This is a genomic window from Streptacidiphilus sp. PB12-B1b (genome assembly GCF_014084125.1).
Lineage (GTDB): Bacteria > Actinomycetota > Actinomycetes > Streptomycetales > Streptomycetaceae > Streptacidiphilus.
In genome coordinates, this window is sequence record NZ_CP048405.1 from 6,153,663 (window position 1) to 6,169,431 (window position 15,769).

The 15,769-nt window shown below is 74.8% G+C and carries 15 protein-coding genes; 1 reads left to right on the top strand and 14 read right to left on the bottom strand.

Going from position 1 to position 15,769, the window contains the following annotated elements; genetic code table 11:
• Positions 1-40: 40 nt before the first annotated feature.
• From GXW83_RS26625 to miaA, 9 genes are all read right to left on the bottom strand, one after another.
• On the bottom strand, positions 41-718 hold the full coding sequence (locus GXW83_RS26625) for a GNAT family N-acetyltransferase (protein WP_225447271.1): 678 nt from the start codon (positions 716-718) through the stop codon (positions 41-43).
• On the bottom strand, positions 715-2,583 hold the full coding sequence (locus tag GXW83_RS26630; protein ID WP_182445603.1) for an IucA/IucC family siderophore biosynthesis protein: 1,869 nt from the start codon (positions 2,581-2,583) through the stop codon (positions 715-717). The genes GXW83_RS26625 and GXW83_RS26630 overlap by 4 nt, the downstream gene beginning before the upstream one ends.
• Positions 2,584-4,059, bottom strand: a complete 1,476-nt coding sequence (locus tag GXW83_RS26635; RefSeq protein ID WP_182445604.1) for a pyridoxal-dependent decarboxylase — start codon at positions 4,057-4,059, stop codon at positions 2,584-2,586. It abuts the gene before it with no gap.
• On the bottom strand, positions 4,056-5,474 hold the full coding sequence (locus tag GXW83_RS26640; protein WP_370466896.1) for a diaminobutyrate--2-oxoglutarate transaminase family protein: 1,419 nt from the start codon (positions 5,472-5,474) through the stop codon (positions 4,056-4,058). Before GXW83_RS26640 ends, GXW83_RS26635 begins: the two co-directional genes overlap by 4 nt.
• A 233-nt stretch (positions 5,475-5,707) precedes the next feature.
• Complete coding sequence (hflX, locus tag GXW83_RS26645) at positions 5,708-7,219, bottom strand: GTPase HflX (RefSeq protein WP_182445606.1); 1,512 nt, start codon at positions 7,217-7,219, stop codon at positions 5,708-5,710.
• Complete coding sequence (locus GXW83_RS26650; RefSeq protein ID WP_182445607.1) at positions 7,216-9,648, bottom strand: bifunctional (p)ppGpp synthetase/guanosine-3',5'-bis(diphosphate) 3'-pyrophosphohydrolase; 2,433 nt, start codon at positions 9,646-9,648, stop codon at positions 7,216-7,218. Before GXW83_RS26650 ends, hflX begins: the two co-directional genes overlap by 4 nt.
• Positions 9,649-9,810: 162 nt before the next feature.
• On the bottom strand, positions 9,811-10,692 hold the full coding sequence (dapF, locus tag GXW83_RS26655) for a diaminopimelate epimerase (RefSeq protein WP_182447583.1): 882 nt from the start codon (positions 10,690-10,692) through the stop codon (positions 9,811-9,813).
• A gap of 48 nt (positions 10,693-10,740) precedes the next feature.
• A complete protein-coding gene (locus GXW83_RS26660) occupies positions 10,741-11,181 on the bottom strand; it encodes a hypothetical protein (protein WP_182445608.1) in 441 nt (146 codons plus the stop codon).
• Positions 11,182-11,341: 160 nt separating this feature from the next.
• Positions 11,342-12,277 (bottom strand): tRNA (adenosine(37)-N6)-dimethylallyltransferase MiaA, encoded by a 936-nt coding sequence (miaA, locus tag GXW83_RS26665; protein WP_182445609.1) that lies wholly within the window; start codon positions 12,275-12,277, stop codon positions 11,342-11,344.
• A gap of 126 nt (positions 12,278-12,403) precedes the next feature.
• Here miaA and GXW83_RS26670 point away from each other — a divergent pair, with 126 nt between their 5' ends.
• Positions 12,404-12,658, top strand: a complete 255-nt coding sequence (locus tag GXW83_RS26670; protein ID WP_182445610.1) for an antitoxin — start codon at positions 12,404-12,406, stop codon at positions 12,656-12,658.
• Positions 12,659-12,731: 73 nt separating this feature from the next.
• Here GXW83_RS26670 and GXW83_RS26675 read toward each other — a convergent pair whose 3' ends face one another.
• The 5 genes from GXW83_RS26675 to GXW83_RS26695 form a co-directional block, all read right to left on the bottom strand.
• Positions 12,732-13,469, bottom strand: coding sequence for a class III extradiol dioxygenase subunit B-like domain-containing protein (locus GXW83_RS26675; RefSeq protein WP_182445611.1), 738 nt, complete (start codon positions 13,467-13,469; stop codon positions 12,732-12,734).
• Between the two features lie 20 nt (positions 13,470-13,489).
• Complete coding sequence (gene miaB, locus GXW83_RS26680) at positions 13,490-14,983, bottom strand: tRNA (N6-isopentenyl adenosine(37)-C2)-methylthiotransferase MiaB (RefSeq protein WP_182445612.1); 1,494 nt, start codon at positions 14,981-14,983, stop codon at positions 13,490-13,492.
• A 97-nt stretch (positions 14,984-15,080) separates the two neighbouring features.
• Entirely contained in the window at positions 15,081-15,284 is a 204-nt protein-coding gene (locus GXW83_RS26685; protein ID WP_182445613.1) for a hypothetical protein, read from the bottom strand.
• 41 nt (positions 15,285-15,325) lie between these two features.
• Complete coding sequence (locus tag GXW83_RS26690; protein WP_182445614.1) at positions 15,326-15,514, bottom strand: hypothetical protein; 189 nt, start codon at positions 15,512-15,514, stop codon at positions 15,326-15,328.
• Positions 15,511-15,741 (bottom strand): hypothetical protein, encoded by a 231-nt coding sequence (locus GXW83_RS26695; RefSeq protein WP_182445615.1) that lies wholly within the window; start codon positions 15,739-15,741, stop codon positions 15,511-15,513. The genes GXW83_RS26690 and GXW83_RS26695 overlap by 4 nt, the downstream gene beginning before the upstream one ends.
• Positions 15,742-15,769 lie beyond the last annotated feature (28 nt).

Consider the following 15,769-nt stretch of genomic DNA (forward strand, 5'->3'; position numbering starts at 1 on the left):
GCGGGCTTCGGCGGGCGGGCTCGGCGGGGGGTGGACCGGTTCAGTGGCGGTCGTGGACCAGCAGGGCCGCGTGCTTGCCGGGCAGCGGCAGGTCCCGGTCGTAGCGGAAGCCCGCCTTGAGGAACGCCCGGATCGAGGGGACGTTGCGGACGTCCGGCTCGGCGACCACGCGCCGGGCGAAGTGCCGTTCGCGCAGCGCCCGTTCGGCCACGGCCCGGATCAGCACCCCGCCGGTGCCCCGGCCGCGCTGCTGGGGCGGGCCGAGCAGCAGGTGCACGCCGGTGTCGTGCGGGCGGGCCGGGTAGTGCCGGGCGATGGGGTCGAGGTCGGCCCGGTAGATCTCCCAGTAGCTCATCGGCGTGCCGTCGAGCAGGCCCAGGCAGGGCACGCTGCGGCCGTCCCCGTCGAGCTGGGACTGGATATGACGCTCCGTCAACTCCGCTGGCCCGGACAGTTCCCAGAAGGCGGCGACGACCGGGTCGTTCATCCACTGCAGCAGCAGCCGCAGATCGCGCGGCAGCCGCACCGGCTGCAGCCGGAACGCGCCGAGCCGGGTCTCCATGACGCCCCAGCGGGCCACGCCGTCCAGCAGGTCCGCGCCCTGGCGGCGCAGGGCGGGCAGCGGCCGGCGCGGCGCCTGCGCGCGCGGCTCCTGCGCGGGGAAGGCCGGCGGGTGCGGCGCGTCGAGGGAGCCGTGCGGGCGGTGCCGGTGGTTCACGGGGTCGCCCCGGCGGCCTGGCGGGGGTGCCGGTCGGCGCTGCGGGCACCGGCGGCGGACGCGCCGGGGGCGAGCGGGTTGGCGAGGGCCACGTACACGGACTGGGTCTCGACCGGGCCGACCAGCTCGTCCAGGCCGCGCAGCCGGGTGAGCAGGTTGGCCTTGCAGGGCAGCGTGGGCGCGTCCAGCAGCAGCTCCGGCAGGCGCGAGCCGGTGGCCGCGGCGGCCGGGCCGCCGAGGAACCGGCGCAGCGCGGCCAGCAGGACCCGCTCGTCCACCAGGCCCTGCGCGCCGAACGCGCCGACCAGGCCGAGCAGGTGGTTGACGCCGAGGTAGTAGCCGAAGCGCTCGTCGGCGACCCGGTCGGGGACGAAGGTGTCGCTGAGCGCGCCCAGGCCGGGCAGCCGGGAGCGCAGCGCCTCGGTGTGCGACGCGCGGAAGTAGTAGCCCTGGTTGTCGCGGTAGCGCCCGCCGACGGGCCAGCCCTGGGCGTCCAGCAGCACCAGGCTGTTCTGCTGGTGCGCTTCGAGGGCGATCCCGGCCCGGCCGTCGAGCCAGAGCAGCGGCAGGACCACGGCGTCGAGGTAGCGCAGGAACCACTCGGCGCAGACGGTGGCCGCCGGGCGGCCGGTGCGGTCGGCGAGCGCCTGGACCAGGCCGCCCAGGCGGGAGCGGGTGGGCGTGCCGGAGACCAGCCCGGCGACGCAGTGCACGCGCTCCCGGGGGCCGAAGGGGTTCTGCCGGACGACGGTGTCCAGGCCGGGCACCGGCCCGGCGGCCAGGCCGGCGGCGGGCAGGCCGGAGGCAGCGGGCCCGGTGCCGGGCAGGTCCGCGCCGATCCAGGCCGGGTCGCGGACGATGTCGAACGCCGGGTGCGCCGCGTGCCACTCCCGGCCGAGGCCGGACTCCAGCAGCCGGTGCACCTCCAGCCCCCGGTGCAGCTCCTTGCGCAGGTTCTCCCGGCGGGAGTTGGTGATGGCCAGGCCCAGCGACAGCTTCAGCATCCAGGGCGAGTCGGGCCGGTAGACCGTGCGCACCGAGGAGGTCGGGTACCACAGCGGGCCGTGCGGGCCGAGGTCATGCAGCTGCCCGGCGTCCAGTAGCGCTCGGACGTCGGGCCGGTGCGCCAGCTCGCGGGCCTGCCAGGGGTGCAGCGGCAGGGCGACGGTGCCCGGCGGCAGTTCCGGGGCGAGCGCGGCGGTGACGGCGGCGGCGTCCTGCGGCAGGGCGGAGTCCCCGGCGGCGAGTTCGGCCGCCACGGCGAACCAGTGCAGCGGGTGCGCGCCGCGCAGCTCGGGCGAGTAGGCGGCGGTCTCGGCCTCGCCGAGGCCCTCCCGGCTCTTGGGCGCGGGGTGCAGCGGATGGCCGAGCAGCAGGTCCTGCTCGGACGCCAGGAAGGGCGTGGTGCCGGGCGCGGGCAGCGGCGCGTCCCGGCGGTCGGCGATGAAGCGGGCGGTGCGGCGCACCGAGTCGGCGACCCGCCCGGCGAGTTCGGCGGTGTGGCGGGGGGAGCCGGCGTCGGTGCCCCGGCCTCGGGCGAGCAGGGCTGCGACGGTGACCGCGTCCACCGGGTGGCCCGGGCCGGGGCCGGAGTCGGGCCGCAGCCGGGCCCGGCCGAAGCGGTGCCAGCCGCTGGGCGACCAGTGCCGGACGGGCACGGTGAGCCGCAGGCCGTCGCCGAGGGCGAGGGTGAGCAGGCCGCCGGGCGGCTCGCCGAGGCCGGTCTCGCGGACCCAGCAGCGCAGCAGGTTCTCGGTTCCGGCGCAGTCGGCGGCGACGGCCGGGTCCGGGTGCAGCAGCGGGTCCTCGGAGTCGCCCGCGTCCCGGGCCTGGGCGGGGAGTCCGCTGGCGGCGGCAGTGCTCACTTAGGAGTGCTCCTCTTGTGCTCCGGCCGCGAGGACGAGCGCCAGCAGGCGGTCCACGTCGGCTTCGGTGGTGTGCGGGTTGAGCAGGGTGAGCTTGAGCCGGACGCTGCCGTCGGCCAGCTCGGTGCGGCCGACGACGGCCTGACCGGCGGCGAGCAGGCGGCGGCGCAGCCCGGCGTTGACGGCGTCCGCCGGGGCGTCCGGGGTCTGCGGCAGGTACCGGAACAGCACGCTGGTGAGGACGGGTTCGGCGGTGAGCTCCAGCCGGGGCTCGGCGGCGATCCCGGCGGCGGCGTGGCGGGCCAGGTCGTGGCAGCGGTCGACCAGCGCGCCCAGGCCCGCGCGGCCCAGGGCGCGCAGGGTGACCGCGACCTTGAAGGCGTCCGGACGGCGGGTGGTGCGCAGCGAGCGGCCGAGCAGCGAGGTGTATCCGGCCTCCTCGTCGTCGGCCGGGTTGAGGTAGGCGGCGCGCTGCCCGAGCGGGGCCAGCAGCGCGGGATCGCGCACCAGCAGGGCTCCGGCGGCGACCGGCTGCCAGCCGAGCTTGTGCAGGTCCAGGCCGATGGTGTCGGCCAGCTCCAGCCCGTCCAGCAGCGGCGCCAGGCGGCGGGAGAACAGCGCGCCCGCGCCGTAGGCGGCGTCCACGTGCAGCCGGGTGCCGTGTCTGCGGGCGACGGCGGCGACCGCGCGCAGCGGGTCGACGGCGCCCCGGTCGGTGGTGCCCGCGGTGGCGACGACGGCGAGCGGCGGGCGGCCCTCGGCGCGGGCGTCGGCCAGGCCCCAGTCCAGGACGCGCGGGTCCATGCGGCCGTCGGGGGCGGTGTCGACCGGGACGACGGCGTCCGGGCCCAGCCCGAGCACGGCGGCGGCGCGGCCCACCGAGAAGTGGGCGTCGGCCGAGCAGTGGACGCTGAACCGGCCGCCGCGCTGCTGCTCGCGCGAGACCGCGTCCCGGGCCAGCAGCAGCGCGGTCAGGTTGGACTCGGAGCCGCCGGTGGTGAAGACGCCGGTACCGGAGGCGGGGAAGCCGACCAGCTCGACCAGGGTGCGCAGGACGGCCAGTTCGACCGAGGTGGCGCCGGGGGCCTGGTCCCAGGAGTCCAGCGAGGGGTTGACGGCGGCCACGGCCAGGTCGGCGGCGACGGCGACGGCCAGCGGCGGCGCGTGCAGGTGGGCGGCGCAGGCGGGGTCGGCCGGGTCGGCGGCGGTGGCGGCCAGGGCCTCGGTGAGCAGCCGCAGGGCGTCCGGATCGCCGTGGTCGGGCAGCAGCGCGCCGGACGTGAGCAGCCCGGCGAGACCGGCGGCGACGGCGTCCGGGCCGCCTGCGGGCAGCGGGCCGCCGCGCCGGGCCGCTCCGGCGCCCAGGGCGTCCAGCACGGTGGCGACCAGCGGTGCGAGTGCCTGCGGGCCGTCGGCGCCGCCGGCCAGCGGTGGCAGCGGCGCGGGCGGTTCCTGGTCCGGGGTGCGGGCGGTCATCGGTTCTCCCCCTGGGGTGGGACGCCGCCGGGTGCGGCGCAGGCGGCGGCGACGGCGTCGGCCAGCCGGTCCAGGACGGCGGCGGCCTGCTCGTCGGTCATGGTGAGCGGCGGCAGCAGCCGCACCACACTGCTGTGCCGGCCGCCCAGCTCCACGATCAGGCCCCGGCGCAGCGCCTGGGCCCGGACCTCGGCGGCGAGCCGGGGTGCAGCCGGGCGGGTGCCGCGCGGGTCGGGCTCGGCCTCGGGATCGACCAGTTCGACGCCGAGCATCAGGCCGCGCCCCCGGACGTCGCCGATGGCGGGCTGCTCCCCGGCCAGGGCGCGCAGCCGGTCGAGCAGGCGCCGGCCGAGCTCGGCGGCGCGGGCGGCCAGGCCCTCGGTGCGGATGTGCCGCAGGGTGGCCGCACCGGCGGCCATGGCCAGCTGGTTGCCCCGGAAGGTCCCGGCGTGCGCGCCGGGGGCCCAGACGTCCAGCTCGCCCCGGTAGACGATGGCGGCCAACGGCAGGCTGCCGCCGATGGCCTTGGAGACCACCATGACGTCCGGGATGATCCCGGAGTGCTGGACGGCCCAGAACATCCCGGTCCGGCCGACGCCCGTCTGCACCTCGTCCACGATCAGCGGGATGTCCCGGGCGGCGGTGATCCGGCGCAGCTCGCGCAGCCAGTCGTCGGGCGCGGGGACGACCCCGCCCTCGCCCTGGACCGCCTCGACGATCATGGCGGCGGGCGGTTCGATGCCGGCCTTGGGGTCGTCCAGCAGGGTGGTGGTCCAGTGCGCGGAGAGCCGGGCGGCCTCGGGGCCGCCGACCCCGAACGGGCAGCGGTAGTCGTAGGGGAAGGGCAGCCGCACCGGCTGCTGAACCGTTCCACCGAGCCCGGCCCGGACCGCCGTGTCGCTGCCGGCCGCCAGCGCGCCGGCCGTCATGCCGTGGTAGGCGCCGGTGAAGGCCAGCAGGCCGCTGCGGCCGGTGGCGGTGCGCACCAGCTTCAGCGCGGCCTCGACCGCGTCGGTCCCGGCCGGGCTGCAGAACTGGATCCGGGCGCCGTCGGCGAAGCGCGGCGGCAGGCTTTCGAACAGCTCGGTGGTGAAGGCGTCCTTGACCGGGGTGGCCAGGTCCAGCACGTGCAGCGGCGCACCGGAGTCCAGCACCCGGCGGAGCGCGGCCAGCACCACCGGGTGGTTGTGGCCGAGGGCGAGGGTGCCGGCGCCGGAGAGGCAGTCCAGGTACTGGCGGCCGTCCGCGCCCTCGACGGTCATGCCCTGGGCGCGCACCGGGACGACGGGCAGCGAGCGCGCGTACGTCCGGGCGGCGGACTCGCGGGCGGCCTGGCGGGCCAGGACGGCCTCGGCGACGGTCTCGCCGGGCGCGGCACTGGGGGCGTTCTCGGCGGGCGGCGGTACGACGGGCAGGTGCACGGGCTCGCATCTCCTCACGACAGAGGGGGCAGCCTCACGGGTGAGGACCCCTCCAGGTCCCCGGGCCATGCACTCCTTTGGAATGACGCCCACTTGGTCAAACGACCCAGGGCCGCGTTGATCACGCATCAACCGGGGAGCACACATAGTTCACACAAAACGGCCGCCGACCGCCCCTCCGGGCGGGAGGGGCGGTCGGCGGCCGTCTGCGACAGCGCTCACGGGTGTCAGCCGGTGTGGGCCGCCACCGCGAAGCGCTCCAGCTCGGCGGCGAGATCCGGCAGGACCCGCGCGGTGAGCTGGGTGCCGTCGTTGGTGTGCTCCTCGGAGAGCACCTCGCCCTCCTGGTGGACCCGGGAGACCAGGTCGCCGCGGGTGTACGGGACCAGCGCGACCAGCTCCACCGAGGGCCGGGGCAGCTGGTCCTCCAGCAGCCGCAGCAGCTCGTCCATGCCCTGCCCGGTGCGGGCGGAGACCACGATGGCGTGCGGCTCGCGGCGGAGCAGCCGCTGCAGCACGTCGGGATCGGCCGCGTCCGCCTTGTTGATCACCACGATCTCCGGGACCTGCTGGGCGTCGACCTCCACGATGACCTGCCGTACGGCGGCCAGCTGGGACTCCGGCTCGGGGTGCGAGCCGTCGACCACGTGCAGGATCAGGTCGGCGTCGGCGACCTCCTCCATGGTGGAGCGGAACGCCTCGACCAGGTGGTGCGGCAGGTGCCGGACGAAGCCGACGGTGTCGGCCAGGGTGTAGACCCGACCGCCCGGGGTCTCCGCGCGGCGGACCGTCGGATCCAGAGTGGCGAACAGCGCGTTCTCGACCAGTACCCCGGCCCCGGTGAGCCGGTTGAGCAGCGAGGACTTGCCCGCGTTGGTGTACCCGGCGATGGCCACCGAGGGCACCTGGTGGCGGCGCCGCTCCTGCCGCTTGGTGTCGCGGCCCTTCTTCATGTCGGCGATCTCCCGGCGGAGCTTCGCCATCTTCTCGCGGATCCGCCGCCGGTCGGTCTCGATCTTGGTCTCACCGGGACCGCGGGTGGCCATGCCACCGCCGCCGCCGGCCGAGGAGCCGCCGCCACCACCCATCTGCCGGGAGAGCGACGCACCCCAGCCGCGCAGCCGGGGCAACATGTACTGCATCTGGGCGAGCGAGACCTGCGCCTTGCCCTCCCGGGACTTGGCGTGCTGGGCGAAGATGTCCAGGATCAGCGCCGTCCGGTCGACGACCTTGACCTTGACCACGTCCTCCAGGTGGATCAGCTGGCCGGGGCTCAGCTCACCGTCGCAGACCACCGTGTCCGCGCCGGTCTCCAGGACGATGTCGCGCAGCTCCCGGGCCTTGCCGGAGCCGATGTAGGTGGCCGGGTCGGGCCGGTCGCGGCGCTGGATCACGCCGTCCAGCACCTGCGATCCGGCGGTCTCGGCGAGGGCGGCCAGCTCCGCCAGGGAGTTCGCCGCCTCCTCGGCCGTGCCGTCGGTCCAGACGCCGACGAGGACGACGCGCTCCAGTCGGAGCTGCCGGTACTCGACCTCGGTGACGTCCTGCAGTTCGGTGGACAGCCCGGTGACGCGGCGCAGGGCGGCACGGTCGGTCCGGTCGTACTGGTCACCGTCGTAGTCGTTGTCGCGGTAACCGCCGCCCATGCCCAGCCCGAGTCCTCCCGCGAGGTCCTCGTCCATCAGTGCCTCAGCCCGACGGGGCTCGGCGGTGTCGCGGGGTTCGAACGTGGAGGTCATTGTGTCCTTAGGGTCGGCGATCCGCTCGGATGCGGGCTTGCAGGGGAAAACGCCGCGGGCTCACCGCTCATTCCCGTCGTTCCCGCTGACGATGGTCGCATGCCCGCTCCGGCGGGGTCATCCCCATTTTCCGGCCCGTCCGAACCCTGCGGCCCGGCCCGGTAGACGTCGTACACCCCGGCCACCCGCAGCATGGCCCGCATCAGCTCGGGCAGCGCCCCGGCGTCGGGCAGCTCCACGGTGTAGGTGTGCCGGACCCGCAGCTCCTGCGGGGGCTCGACGGAGGCGGAGACGATGTCCACTCCGGTGGCGGACATGGCCGCGGTCAGGTCGGCCAGCAGCCGGGGGCGGCCCAGGGCGTCGGCCTGGACCGTGACCCGGTAGCCGCTGGGGGCGGCGTCCCGGGCCCAGGCGACCTGGACCGGGGTGCGGCCGCCGACGGCCATGCCGATGCCGGTGCGGCAGTCCCGGCGGTGCACGGCGACCGCGCCGCCGCGGATGGCGAAGCCGACCAGGGCGTCCGGCGGGACCGGGGTGCAGCAGCGGGCGAGCCGGACCGGCGCGTCCGGCAGCCCGGCAGCGACCACCGCCGCCGACTGCGACTGCCGGGGCGCCTCGGCGGCGGAGGCGGCGGCTCTGGGCGCGGACGCCCGGGGCGCGGCAGTTCTGGGCGCGGCGGCCGGGGGCCCGGACGGCGGGTGCTCCTGGTCGGCCGGGGGCTGCGGGGCGGCCGGGTGTTCGGCCAGCCAGCGTTCGATGGCGATGCGGGCCGAGGGCGTCCGGGCGTGGGCGAGCCACTCCGGATCGGGACCGCCCGGTTCGCCGCCGGGCTCGCCCGGTTCACCGGACTCGGTGAGGACGTCCACCGCGTCGCCGTCGCGCAGCAGGGTGGACAGGGCGGTGAGCCGGCCGTTGACCCGGGCGCCGATACATCGGTGGCCGACGTCCTCGCCGAGGGCGTAGGCGACGTCCACACAGCTGGAGCCGGAGGGCAGCTGGAGCGTGCCGCCGCCCTCGGTGACCACGGTCAGCTCGCCGTCGCCGGAGAGGTCGGCGGTGAGGGCGGACCAGAAGGTGTCGGCGTCCGGGGTCTCCCGCTGCCAGTCGAGCAGCCGGGCCAGCCAGCCGGGCCGGGCCGGGTCGGTGCGGTCCAGCTCGTCCCGCTCGGGCGTGGAACCGGGCCCGGCGCCGTCGCCGCCCTCGGCGGGCTGCTCCTCGGCGGTGCCGCCCCCGGGGGTGTCCAGCGCGACCACGCCGAACTCGGCGACCCGGTGCATGTGTTCGGTCCGCACCAGGACCTCGACCACCTGGCCGGGGCCGGTGGTGACGGCGGTGTGCAGCGACTGGTAGAGGTTGAACTTGGGACCGGCGATGAAGTCCTTGAACTCCCCCGGCAGCGGCGTCCAGCAGGTGTGCAGCTCGCCCAGGACGGCGTAGCAGTCGGCGTTCTCCTCGACCACGACCAGCAGCCGGCCGAAGTCGCACGGCGTCAGCTCGGTGCGGTGGAGCAGGGCGCGGTGCACCGAGACGCAGTGCCGGGGGCGGACGGTGACCTCGGCCTGGATCCGGGCCTCGCGCAGCTGCCGCCGCAGCAGCCCGGCGAACTCGCCGAGCGGATCGGCCTCGGCGCGTTCGTGGGCGGCGAGGAGCTCCTGGGTGCGGGCGTACTCCTCCGGGTGGAGGGTGGCGAAGACGATGTCCTCCAGCTCGGTCTTGACCACCTGGATGCCGAGCCGTTCGGCGAGCGGGATCAGGACGTCCCGGGTGACCTTGGCGATGCGCACCTGGCTGGCGGGCTTCATGTGCCGGATGGTGCGCATGTTGTGCAGCCGGTCGGCGAGTTTGATGACCATCACCCGGACGTCCTCGCCGGTGGCCAGCAGCATCTTGCGGAAGGTCTCGGCCTCGGCGGCGGCGCCGAAGTCGACCTTCTCCAACTTGGTGACGCCGTCGACCAGATAGGCGACCTCGTCGCCGAAGCCCGCGCGCACCTGATCCAGGGTCACCGCCGTGTCCTCGACCGTGTCGTGGAGCAGCGAGGCGACCAGCGCCGTGGTCTCCGCGCCCAGTTGGGCGAGGATCATGGTGACCGCGAGCGGATGGGTGATGTAGGGCTCGCCGCTCTTGCGGGTCTGCCCGCGGTGGGAGGCCTCGGCAACCTCGTAGGCCCGCCCGAGCAGGGCGATGTCGGCCCCGGGGTGGTGGCTGCGGTGGGCCCGGACGACGGGCTCCATGGCGTCCGCGAGCTGCGGTCTGGGGCCGCCCGCGAGCAGCGCGGCGAAACCGGCGCGGCCCAGCCCGGAGCGGGCCCGGGCGCGGCGCAGGGCGCCGCCGCCGCGCGGCGCGGCGGTCGGCGGTGAGACGGCCCGGCGGCCGTCCAGCGGGATGACGGGCGGGATGACGGGAAGATCACCGGCATTGATGTTCATGCGCACCTCCGGCAGCGATCACCGGAGTGGGCAGGCACCCCGATGGTCCATCCTACCGAGTGGAGCACGCTGGGCGACGCCGTGTATTCCCAACGTCACCTTGATCACCCATTCGGGGGATTTGAAACGCTTGCGAAGTGGCAAGGCTTTGAGGTTGCGGCGTCAGCCGGCGGCGAGCCAGTCGGCGTCCGCCACGCCCTCGGCCAGGACCACCGCCGGGCCGGTCATCTCGACCGTGCCGTCCGGCAGTTCGGTGATCTCCAGGCGTCCGCCGGGGACGTCCACGGTGTAGCTGGCGGGCTGCCCGGTGACGGCGGGGTCCAGGCCGTCGCGGCGGGCGGCGGCGACCATGACGGCGCAGGCGCCGGTGCCGCAGGAGCGGGTCTCGCCGGAGCCGCGCTCGTGCACCCGCATGGCCACGTGGCGCGGGCCCCGGTCGACCACGAACTCAACGTTCACGCCGGTCGGGTAGACCCCGGCCGGGGCGACCGGCGGGGCGGTCAGCAGGTCGCCCGCGTGGTCGAGGTCGTCCACGAAGGCGACCGCGTGCGGATTGCCCATGTTGACGTTGAGTGCGGGCCAGTTGCGCTCGCCGACGGTCACCCGGATGCCGTCCGGGCCGGGCAGGTCGGCGCGGCCCATGCGTACCGTGACCGGGGCGGGGCCGTCCGGGCCGTCGGCGGCGAGCCGGGCCCGGCGGATTCCGGCCCGGGTGGCGACGGCCAGCTCGCCCGGCTCGGCGAGCCCGGCCAGGACCAGGTAGCGGGCGAAGACCCGGACGCCGTTGCCGCACATCTCGGCGATGCTGCCGTCGGCGTTGCGGTAGTCCATGAACCACTCGGCCTCGTCGGCCATGGCCCGGGCCTCCGGGTGGGCGGCGGAGCGGACGACGCGCAGCAGGCCGTCGCCGCCGATCCCGGCGCGGCGGTCGCACAGCCGGGCCACGGCGGCCGGTCCCAGCTCGATCCGGCCGTCCGGGTCGGGCACGATGACGAAGTCGTTCTCGGTGCCGTGCCCCTTGAGGAACCGCAGGCCCTTCAGCATCTCGCTCACCCGCCCATCCTACGGGGGCGGTACCGGCGCGGCGGCCGGTCAGCCGTTGATGCGGGCGACCCGCCAGACCGCCAGTGCCAGCAGGAACGCCGCGATCGCGGTGTACGCCAGCAGCGCCCGCCAGTCGGCCGCGCGGCCGGACCCCTGCCGGGGCAGACCCGGCCAGGCGTACCCGGCGCGCCGGGTGGCCATGGCGGCCCAGCCGGCCGAGGCGGCGGTGAGCAGCAGCCCGAGCATGCCGACGACCGCGCCGCCGCCGCCGGACTCGAACGCCAGCGGGAAGGCGAACATCAGCGAGCCGATGGTGGCGACCGCGATGATGGGGATGATCTGCCACAGCCTCAGACGCCCTACGGGGCGCAGCTCGCGCTCGGTGACCGGGCCGATCTCCAGGCCCTGGCCGGGCAGCGGTTCGGAGTCGAGGCCGTCGGGCCCGAACGGGTCGCCGTGCAGCCGATGGATCTCGGGGCCGGTATCCATGGACACGCGGCCTCCCTGTGCGCTGGTGACCGACGGCCGCTGCGACCCGGTCTGCTGAATCTCGATGATTGATGATGGCACGTGCACCTCATCTCTCGGGGCTCGTACGGGCCTCGGCGGTGATCCGTGGCCATGACGTGATCAGGCCGTAACACCCCACCTACCGCCCGCTCACGTGCACCCGTTCGAGAGCCCGCCCCACCAGCACAGATGGATGCTCGTCGGCGCTCCGGGAGAGCCAGTGCACCCGGGGGTCGCGGCGGAACCAGGACTCCTGACGGCGCGCGAATCGCCGGGTGGCGCGCACGGTCTCGGCGCGCGCCTCCTGCTCGCTGCACTCCCCGTCGAGCTGGGCCAGGGCCTGCTGGTAGCCGAGGGCGCGGGAGGCGGTGCGCCCGTCGCGCAGGCCCACCGCCGCGAGCGCCTCGACCTCCTGGACGAGCCCGGCCTCCCACATCCGGTCGACCCGCAGCGCGATCCGCTCGTCCAGCTCCGGCCGGGGCAGCTGCACCCCGATCTGCACGGTGTCGTACACCGATTGGTGGCCGGGCAGGTTGGCGGTGAAGGACTTGCCGGTGATCTCCACGACCTCCAGTGCCCGGACGATCCGGCGGCCGTTGCTGGGCAGGATCGCCTGCGCCGCCGGCGGGTCGACCTCGGCGAGCCGCCGGTGCAGCGCGCCGGAGCCCTCGGCCTCCAGCTCGGCCTCCAGCCGCGCCCGGACCTCCGCATCCGTGCCGGGGAACTCCAACTCGTCCACGGCTGCCCGGACGTAGAGCCCGGAGCCGCCGACCAGCACCGGCGTCCGGCCCTGGGCGAGCAGCGCGTCGATCACCTCGCGGGCCATCCGCTGGTACTCCGCGACGCTGGCGGCGACGGTCACGTCCCAGACGTCGAGCAGGTGGTGCGGCACTCCCCGGCGCTCCTGCGGCGTGAGTTTCGCCGTGCCGATGTCCATGCCCCGGTAGAGCTGCATGGAGTCGGTGTTCACCACCTCGCCGCCGAGTTCCAGCGCCAAGGCCACGCCGAGATCTGACTTTCCGGCGGCTGTTGCGCCGACGACGGTGATGACACGCGGGATACGGGGGATGTTCACCGGGACAGTCTCGCAAATCAACGATTCATCCAGTGCACGGATCAGGCACGGCTCGTACGCTATGACCGACTAGGGGTGCTTTGCCCGCTTCGCGGCGGTACCCGGACCCACTACGAAGGAGCCGCCATGGGCATCTCCGACAGCCTCAAGGACGCCTTGGGCCAGGCCAAGGACAAGGCCACCGAGCTCGCGGGGAAGCACAGCTCGACCATCGACTCGGGCCTGGACAAGGTCGGTGAGATGGCCGACAAGGCGACCAAGGGCAAGTACAGCGACCAGATCCTCAGCGGTCGTGACAAGGCCAAGCACGCATTGGACAACCTGGCCGCCGACAAGCCCGTGGTGCCGGGCGAGACGGTGACCCCGCCCGAGTCCCCCTGACCCGAGCGGCAAGGGGGCGCGGCCCGGACTCCGGGGCGCGCCCTCGCCGTCCCAGAGCTCGGCTCCGGGCGGCTCAGCTCCAGGCGGCCACGAAGTAGCCGACGCCGTAGGGCGCGGCCTCGTACAGCAGCTCGGCCTTCAGCCGCCCGGCGTCGTCCGGCCCGGCCGCACCGGCCAGGACCTGCCAGGGCGCGCGGCCGGAGGCCATCAGTTCGAAGGCCAACTCGTCGTCCAGCGAGGCCAGTCCGCCGTCCGGGTCGGTCCTGGTCAGGCTGCGGGCGATGCGCGCGTCGAAGCCCTCGGCCCGCTCGTCCAGGTAGCCGGGGGCCTTCACCGAGCGGCGGGCGCTGCCCTCGCCGAGCACCAGCAGCCCGACCCGCTCGGCGGAGTCCGCCAGGTGCAGGCCGTTCTCGGCGCACACCCGCGGCTCCAGGTAGTCCGGGACGGCCAGCGCGCGGACCGCGCCCGCCCAGCCGGCCCGCTCCAGCAGCCACGCGCCGACCGCCAGCGACGGCGGCAGCGCCTCGGCGGCGTCCGACCCGGGATCGGCCTGCCCGGCGGCGGCACCGGCCCCGAGCCGGACCGGCAGGTCCACGCCGAACGGCTGGAAGCCGCCCGGCGCGCCCTGCTCGAAGGTCTCGTGCCGGGCCCCCGGCCCGACCGCCACGATCAGCTGCGGCCCGGCCGCGAGCACCGTGCGCAGCGCCGCGTCACAGGCCGCGCGCAGCTCGTCCAGTTCGGGTGCGGCGCCCGAGGCGACCTCGGGGACCAGCAGCGGCGGGCAGGGGCAGACGGCAGCGGCGACCAGCATGAGGACGACCCTACCGGGCGTCAGCGACAGGCCGGAGCGTCCGACGGCGGCAGCGGCGCGGGCACGCCGATGCCCGGCAGGCCCAGCATCACCCCGGCGGGCTTGGCCGCCGCCTCGCTCTGCCGCTTCTCCCAGGCGTCACCCGCGCGCGTGCGGCGCACGGCCAGTGGGGCGCCCTCGGCGAGCAGGTGGTGCGGGGCGGCGTAGGTGAGCTGGACGGTGACCATGTCGCCCGGCCGGACGGGCTCGCTCGGGCGGGTGAAGTGGACGAGCCGGCTGTCCGGCGCGCGGCCGGAGAGCCGGTCGGTGTGCTGGTCCTTGCGGCCCTCGCCCTCGGCGACCAGCACCTCCACGGTCCGGCCGACCTGCTTCTTGTTCTCCTCCCAGGAGATCTCCTCCTGGAGCGCGACCAGGCGCACGTACCGCTCCTGGACGACCTCCTTGGGGATCTGCCCCTCCATCTCGGCGGCCGGGGTGCCGGGACGCTTGGAGTACTGGAAGGTGAACGCCTGCGCGAACCGGGCCTCCCGGACGACGTGCATGGTCTGCTCGAAGTCCTCCTCGGTCTCGCCGGGGAAGCCTACGATGATGTCGGTGGAGATCGCCGCGTCCGGCATGGCCGCGCGGACCTTCTCGATGATCCCGAGGTAGCGCTCCTGCCGGTACGAGCGCTTCATCGCCCGCAGCACCGCGTCCGAGCCGGACTGCAGCGGCATGTGCAGCTGGTGCATCACGTTCGGGGTCTCGGCCATGGCCGCGATGACGTCGTCGGTGAAGTCCTTGGGGTGCGGCGAGGTGAACCGCACCCGCTCCAGGCCCTCGACCTCGCCGCAGGCGCGCAGCAGCTTGCTGAACGCCTGGCGGTCGCCGATGTCCTGGCCGTACGCGTTGACGTTCTGCCCGAGCAGGGTCACCTCGACCACGCCCTCGGCCACCAGCGCCTGCACCTCGGCGAGGATGTCGCCGGTCCGCCGGTCCTTCTCCTTGCCGCGCAGCGCCGGGACGATGCAGAAGGTGCAGGTGTTGTTGCAGCCGACCGAGATCGACACCCACGCCGCGTACGCCGACTCGCGCCGGGTGGGCAGCGTCGAGGGGAAGACCTCCAGCGACTCCAGGATCTCGACCTGGGCCTCCTCCTGGACCCGCGCGCGTTCCAGCAGCGCGGGCAGGTGGCCGATGTTGTGGGTGCCGAAGACCACGTCCACCCAGGGGGCGCGCTTGACGATGGTGTCGCGGTCCTTCTGCGCGAGGCAGCCGCCCACGGCGATCTGCATCCCGCTCTTGACCGCCTTCACCGAGGCGAGCTGGCCGAGGTTGCCGTAGAGGTGGTTGTCGGCCTTCTCCCGCACCGCGCAGGTGTTGAACACCACGACGTCGGCGTCGGCCCCCCGGGGTGCGCGCAGATACCCCGCGTCCTCCAGCAGGCCGGACAGCCGCTCGGAGTCGTGGACGTTCATCTGACATCCGTGGGTACGGATCTCATAGGTCCGTGGGGTTTCAACCATGCTCGTCATAGATCCACATCAAACGGTCGAGAGTGTCGCCTAGGCCGCGCTCGGAGAGCGTCTCTCCCAAGAGTCTACGGTCGCCCGACACGTTCGGTCCCTCCGGTCACGGCCACTCGCCCGGGAGGACGACGCGGTAGTCGGAGACTGTGTGCAGGTATCGGGCGTGGCGGGTCCGCAGGAAGTGGTCCTCGATCCACTGCTCACGTTCGGCGACGCTGAAGGCGGCCTCGGACTGCTCGCCGCACTCGGCCTCCTCGCCGGAAACACAGGTCGCCTGGTACGTCGGGACGCTCATCGGGTCAGCCATGATCATGAAACTCCGGGAAAGGTAGGTCTGCGTGTCCCCCATCAGTGCGCCCGCCCCAGATGCCGTCGCAGGTGGACGCGGGCGTCCGCAGCGGCGGACTGGTCGCGCGCGCGGGCCGCAGCCCTCTCCTGCGCCTTGAGCCGCAGGCATTCGGCGCACCCGGGCGCGGGCTGCGGCGCGGGCAGCGGGAAGTAGCGGAACTCGTCCGAGCCGGGCTCGTCGCCGATCACAGCACGCCCCCGCTGCTCGCCGCGTTCAGGTCGGCCAGCCGGGCCCGGAAGTCGTCCCTCTCGTCGGCCGGCGCCACGTCCTCCGGCCGGGCCTCCCACTCGCAGCCGCCGCCCTTGGGCCGCAGGAAAACCATTCCGAAGAGGTGCGCCTGCACCACCCCGACGCGATCCCGCCGGGTGTCGCGCACCAACGCGCCGAGGGGGTGGCGCCGTGCATTCTCGTCCATCGTTCCGCCTCGCATCCACTGATTGCGG

What these genes read in the sequence shown, in the direction of transcription:
- GXW83_RS26635 (WP_182445604.1), bottom strand. Translation starts at nt 4,059, where the DNA reads ATGACCGCCCGCACCCCGGACCAGGAACCGCCCGCGCCGCTGCCACCG.
- hflX (WP_182445606.1), bottom strand. Translation starts at nt 7,219, where the DNA reads ATGACCTCCACGTTCGAACCCCGCGACACCGCCGAGCCCCGTCGGGCT.
- GXW83_RS26650 (WP_182445607.1), bottom strand. Translation starts at nt 9,648, where the DNA reads ATGAACATCAATGCCGGTGATCTTCCCGTCATCCCGCCCGTCATCCCG.
- dapF (WP_182447583.1), bottom strand. Translation starts at nt 10,692, where the DNA reads ATGCTGAAGGGCCTGCGGTTCCTCAAGGGGCACGGCACCGAGAACGAC.
- GXW83_RS26660 (WP_182445608.1), bottom strand. Translation starts at nt 11,181, where the DNA reads ATGGATACCGGCCCCGAGATCCATCGGCTGCACGGCGACCCGTTCGGG.
- GXW83_RS26670 (WP_182445610.1), top strand. Translation starts at nt 12,404, where the DNA reads ATGGGCATCTCCGACAGCCTCAAGGACGCCTTGGGCCAGGCCAAGGAC.
- GXW83_RS26675 (WP_182445611.1), bottom strand. Translation starts at nt 13,469, where the DNA reads ATGCTGGTCGCCGCTGCCGTCTGCCCCTGCCCGCCGCTGCTGGTCCCC.
- miaB (WP_182445612.1), bottom strand. Translation starts at nt 14,983, where the DNA reads ATGACGAGCATGGTTGAAACCCCACGGACCTATGAGATCCGTACCCAC.
- GXW83_RS26685 (WP_182445613.1), bottom strand. Translation starts at nt 15,284, where the DNA reads ATGGCTGACCCGATGAGCGTCCCGACGTACCAGGCGACCTGTGTTTCC.
- GXW83_RS26695 (WP_182445615.1), bottom strand. Translation starts at nt 15,741, where the DNA reads ATGGACGAGAATGCACGGCGCCACCCCCTCGGCGCGTTGGTGCGCGAC.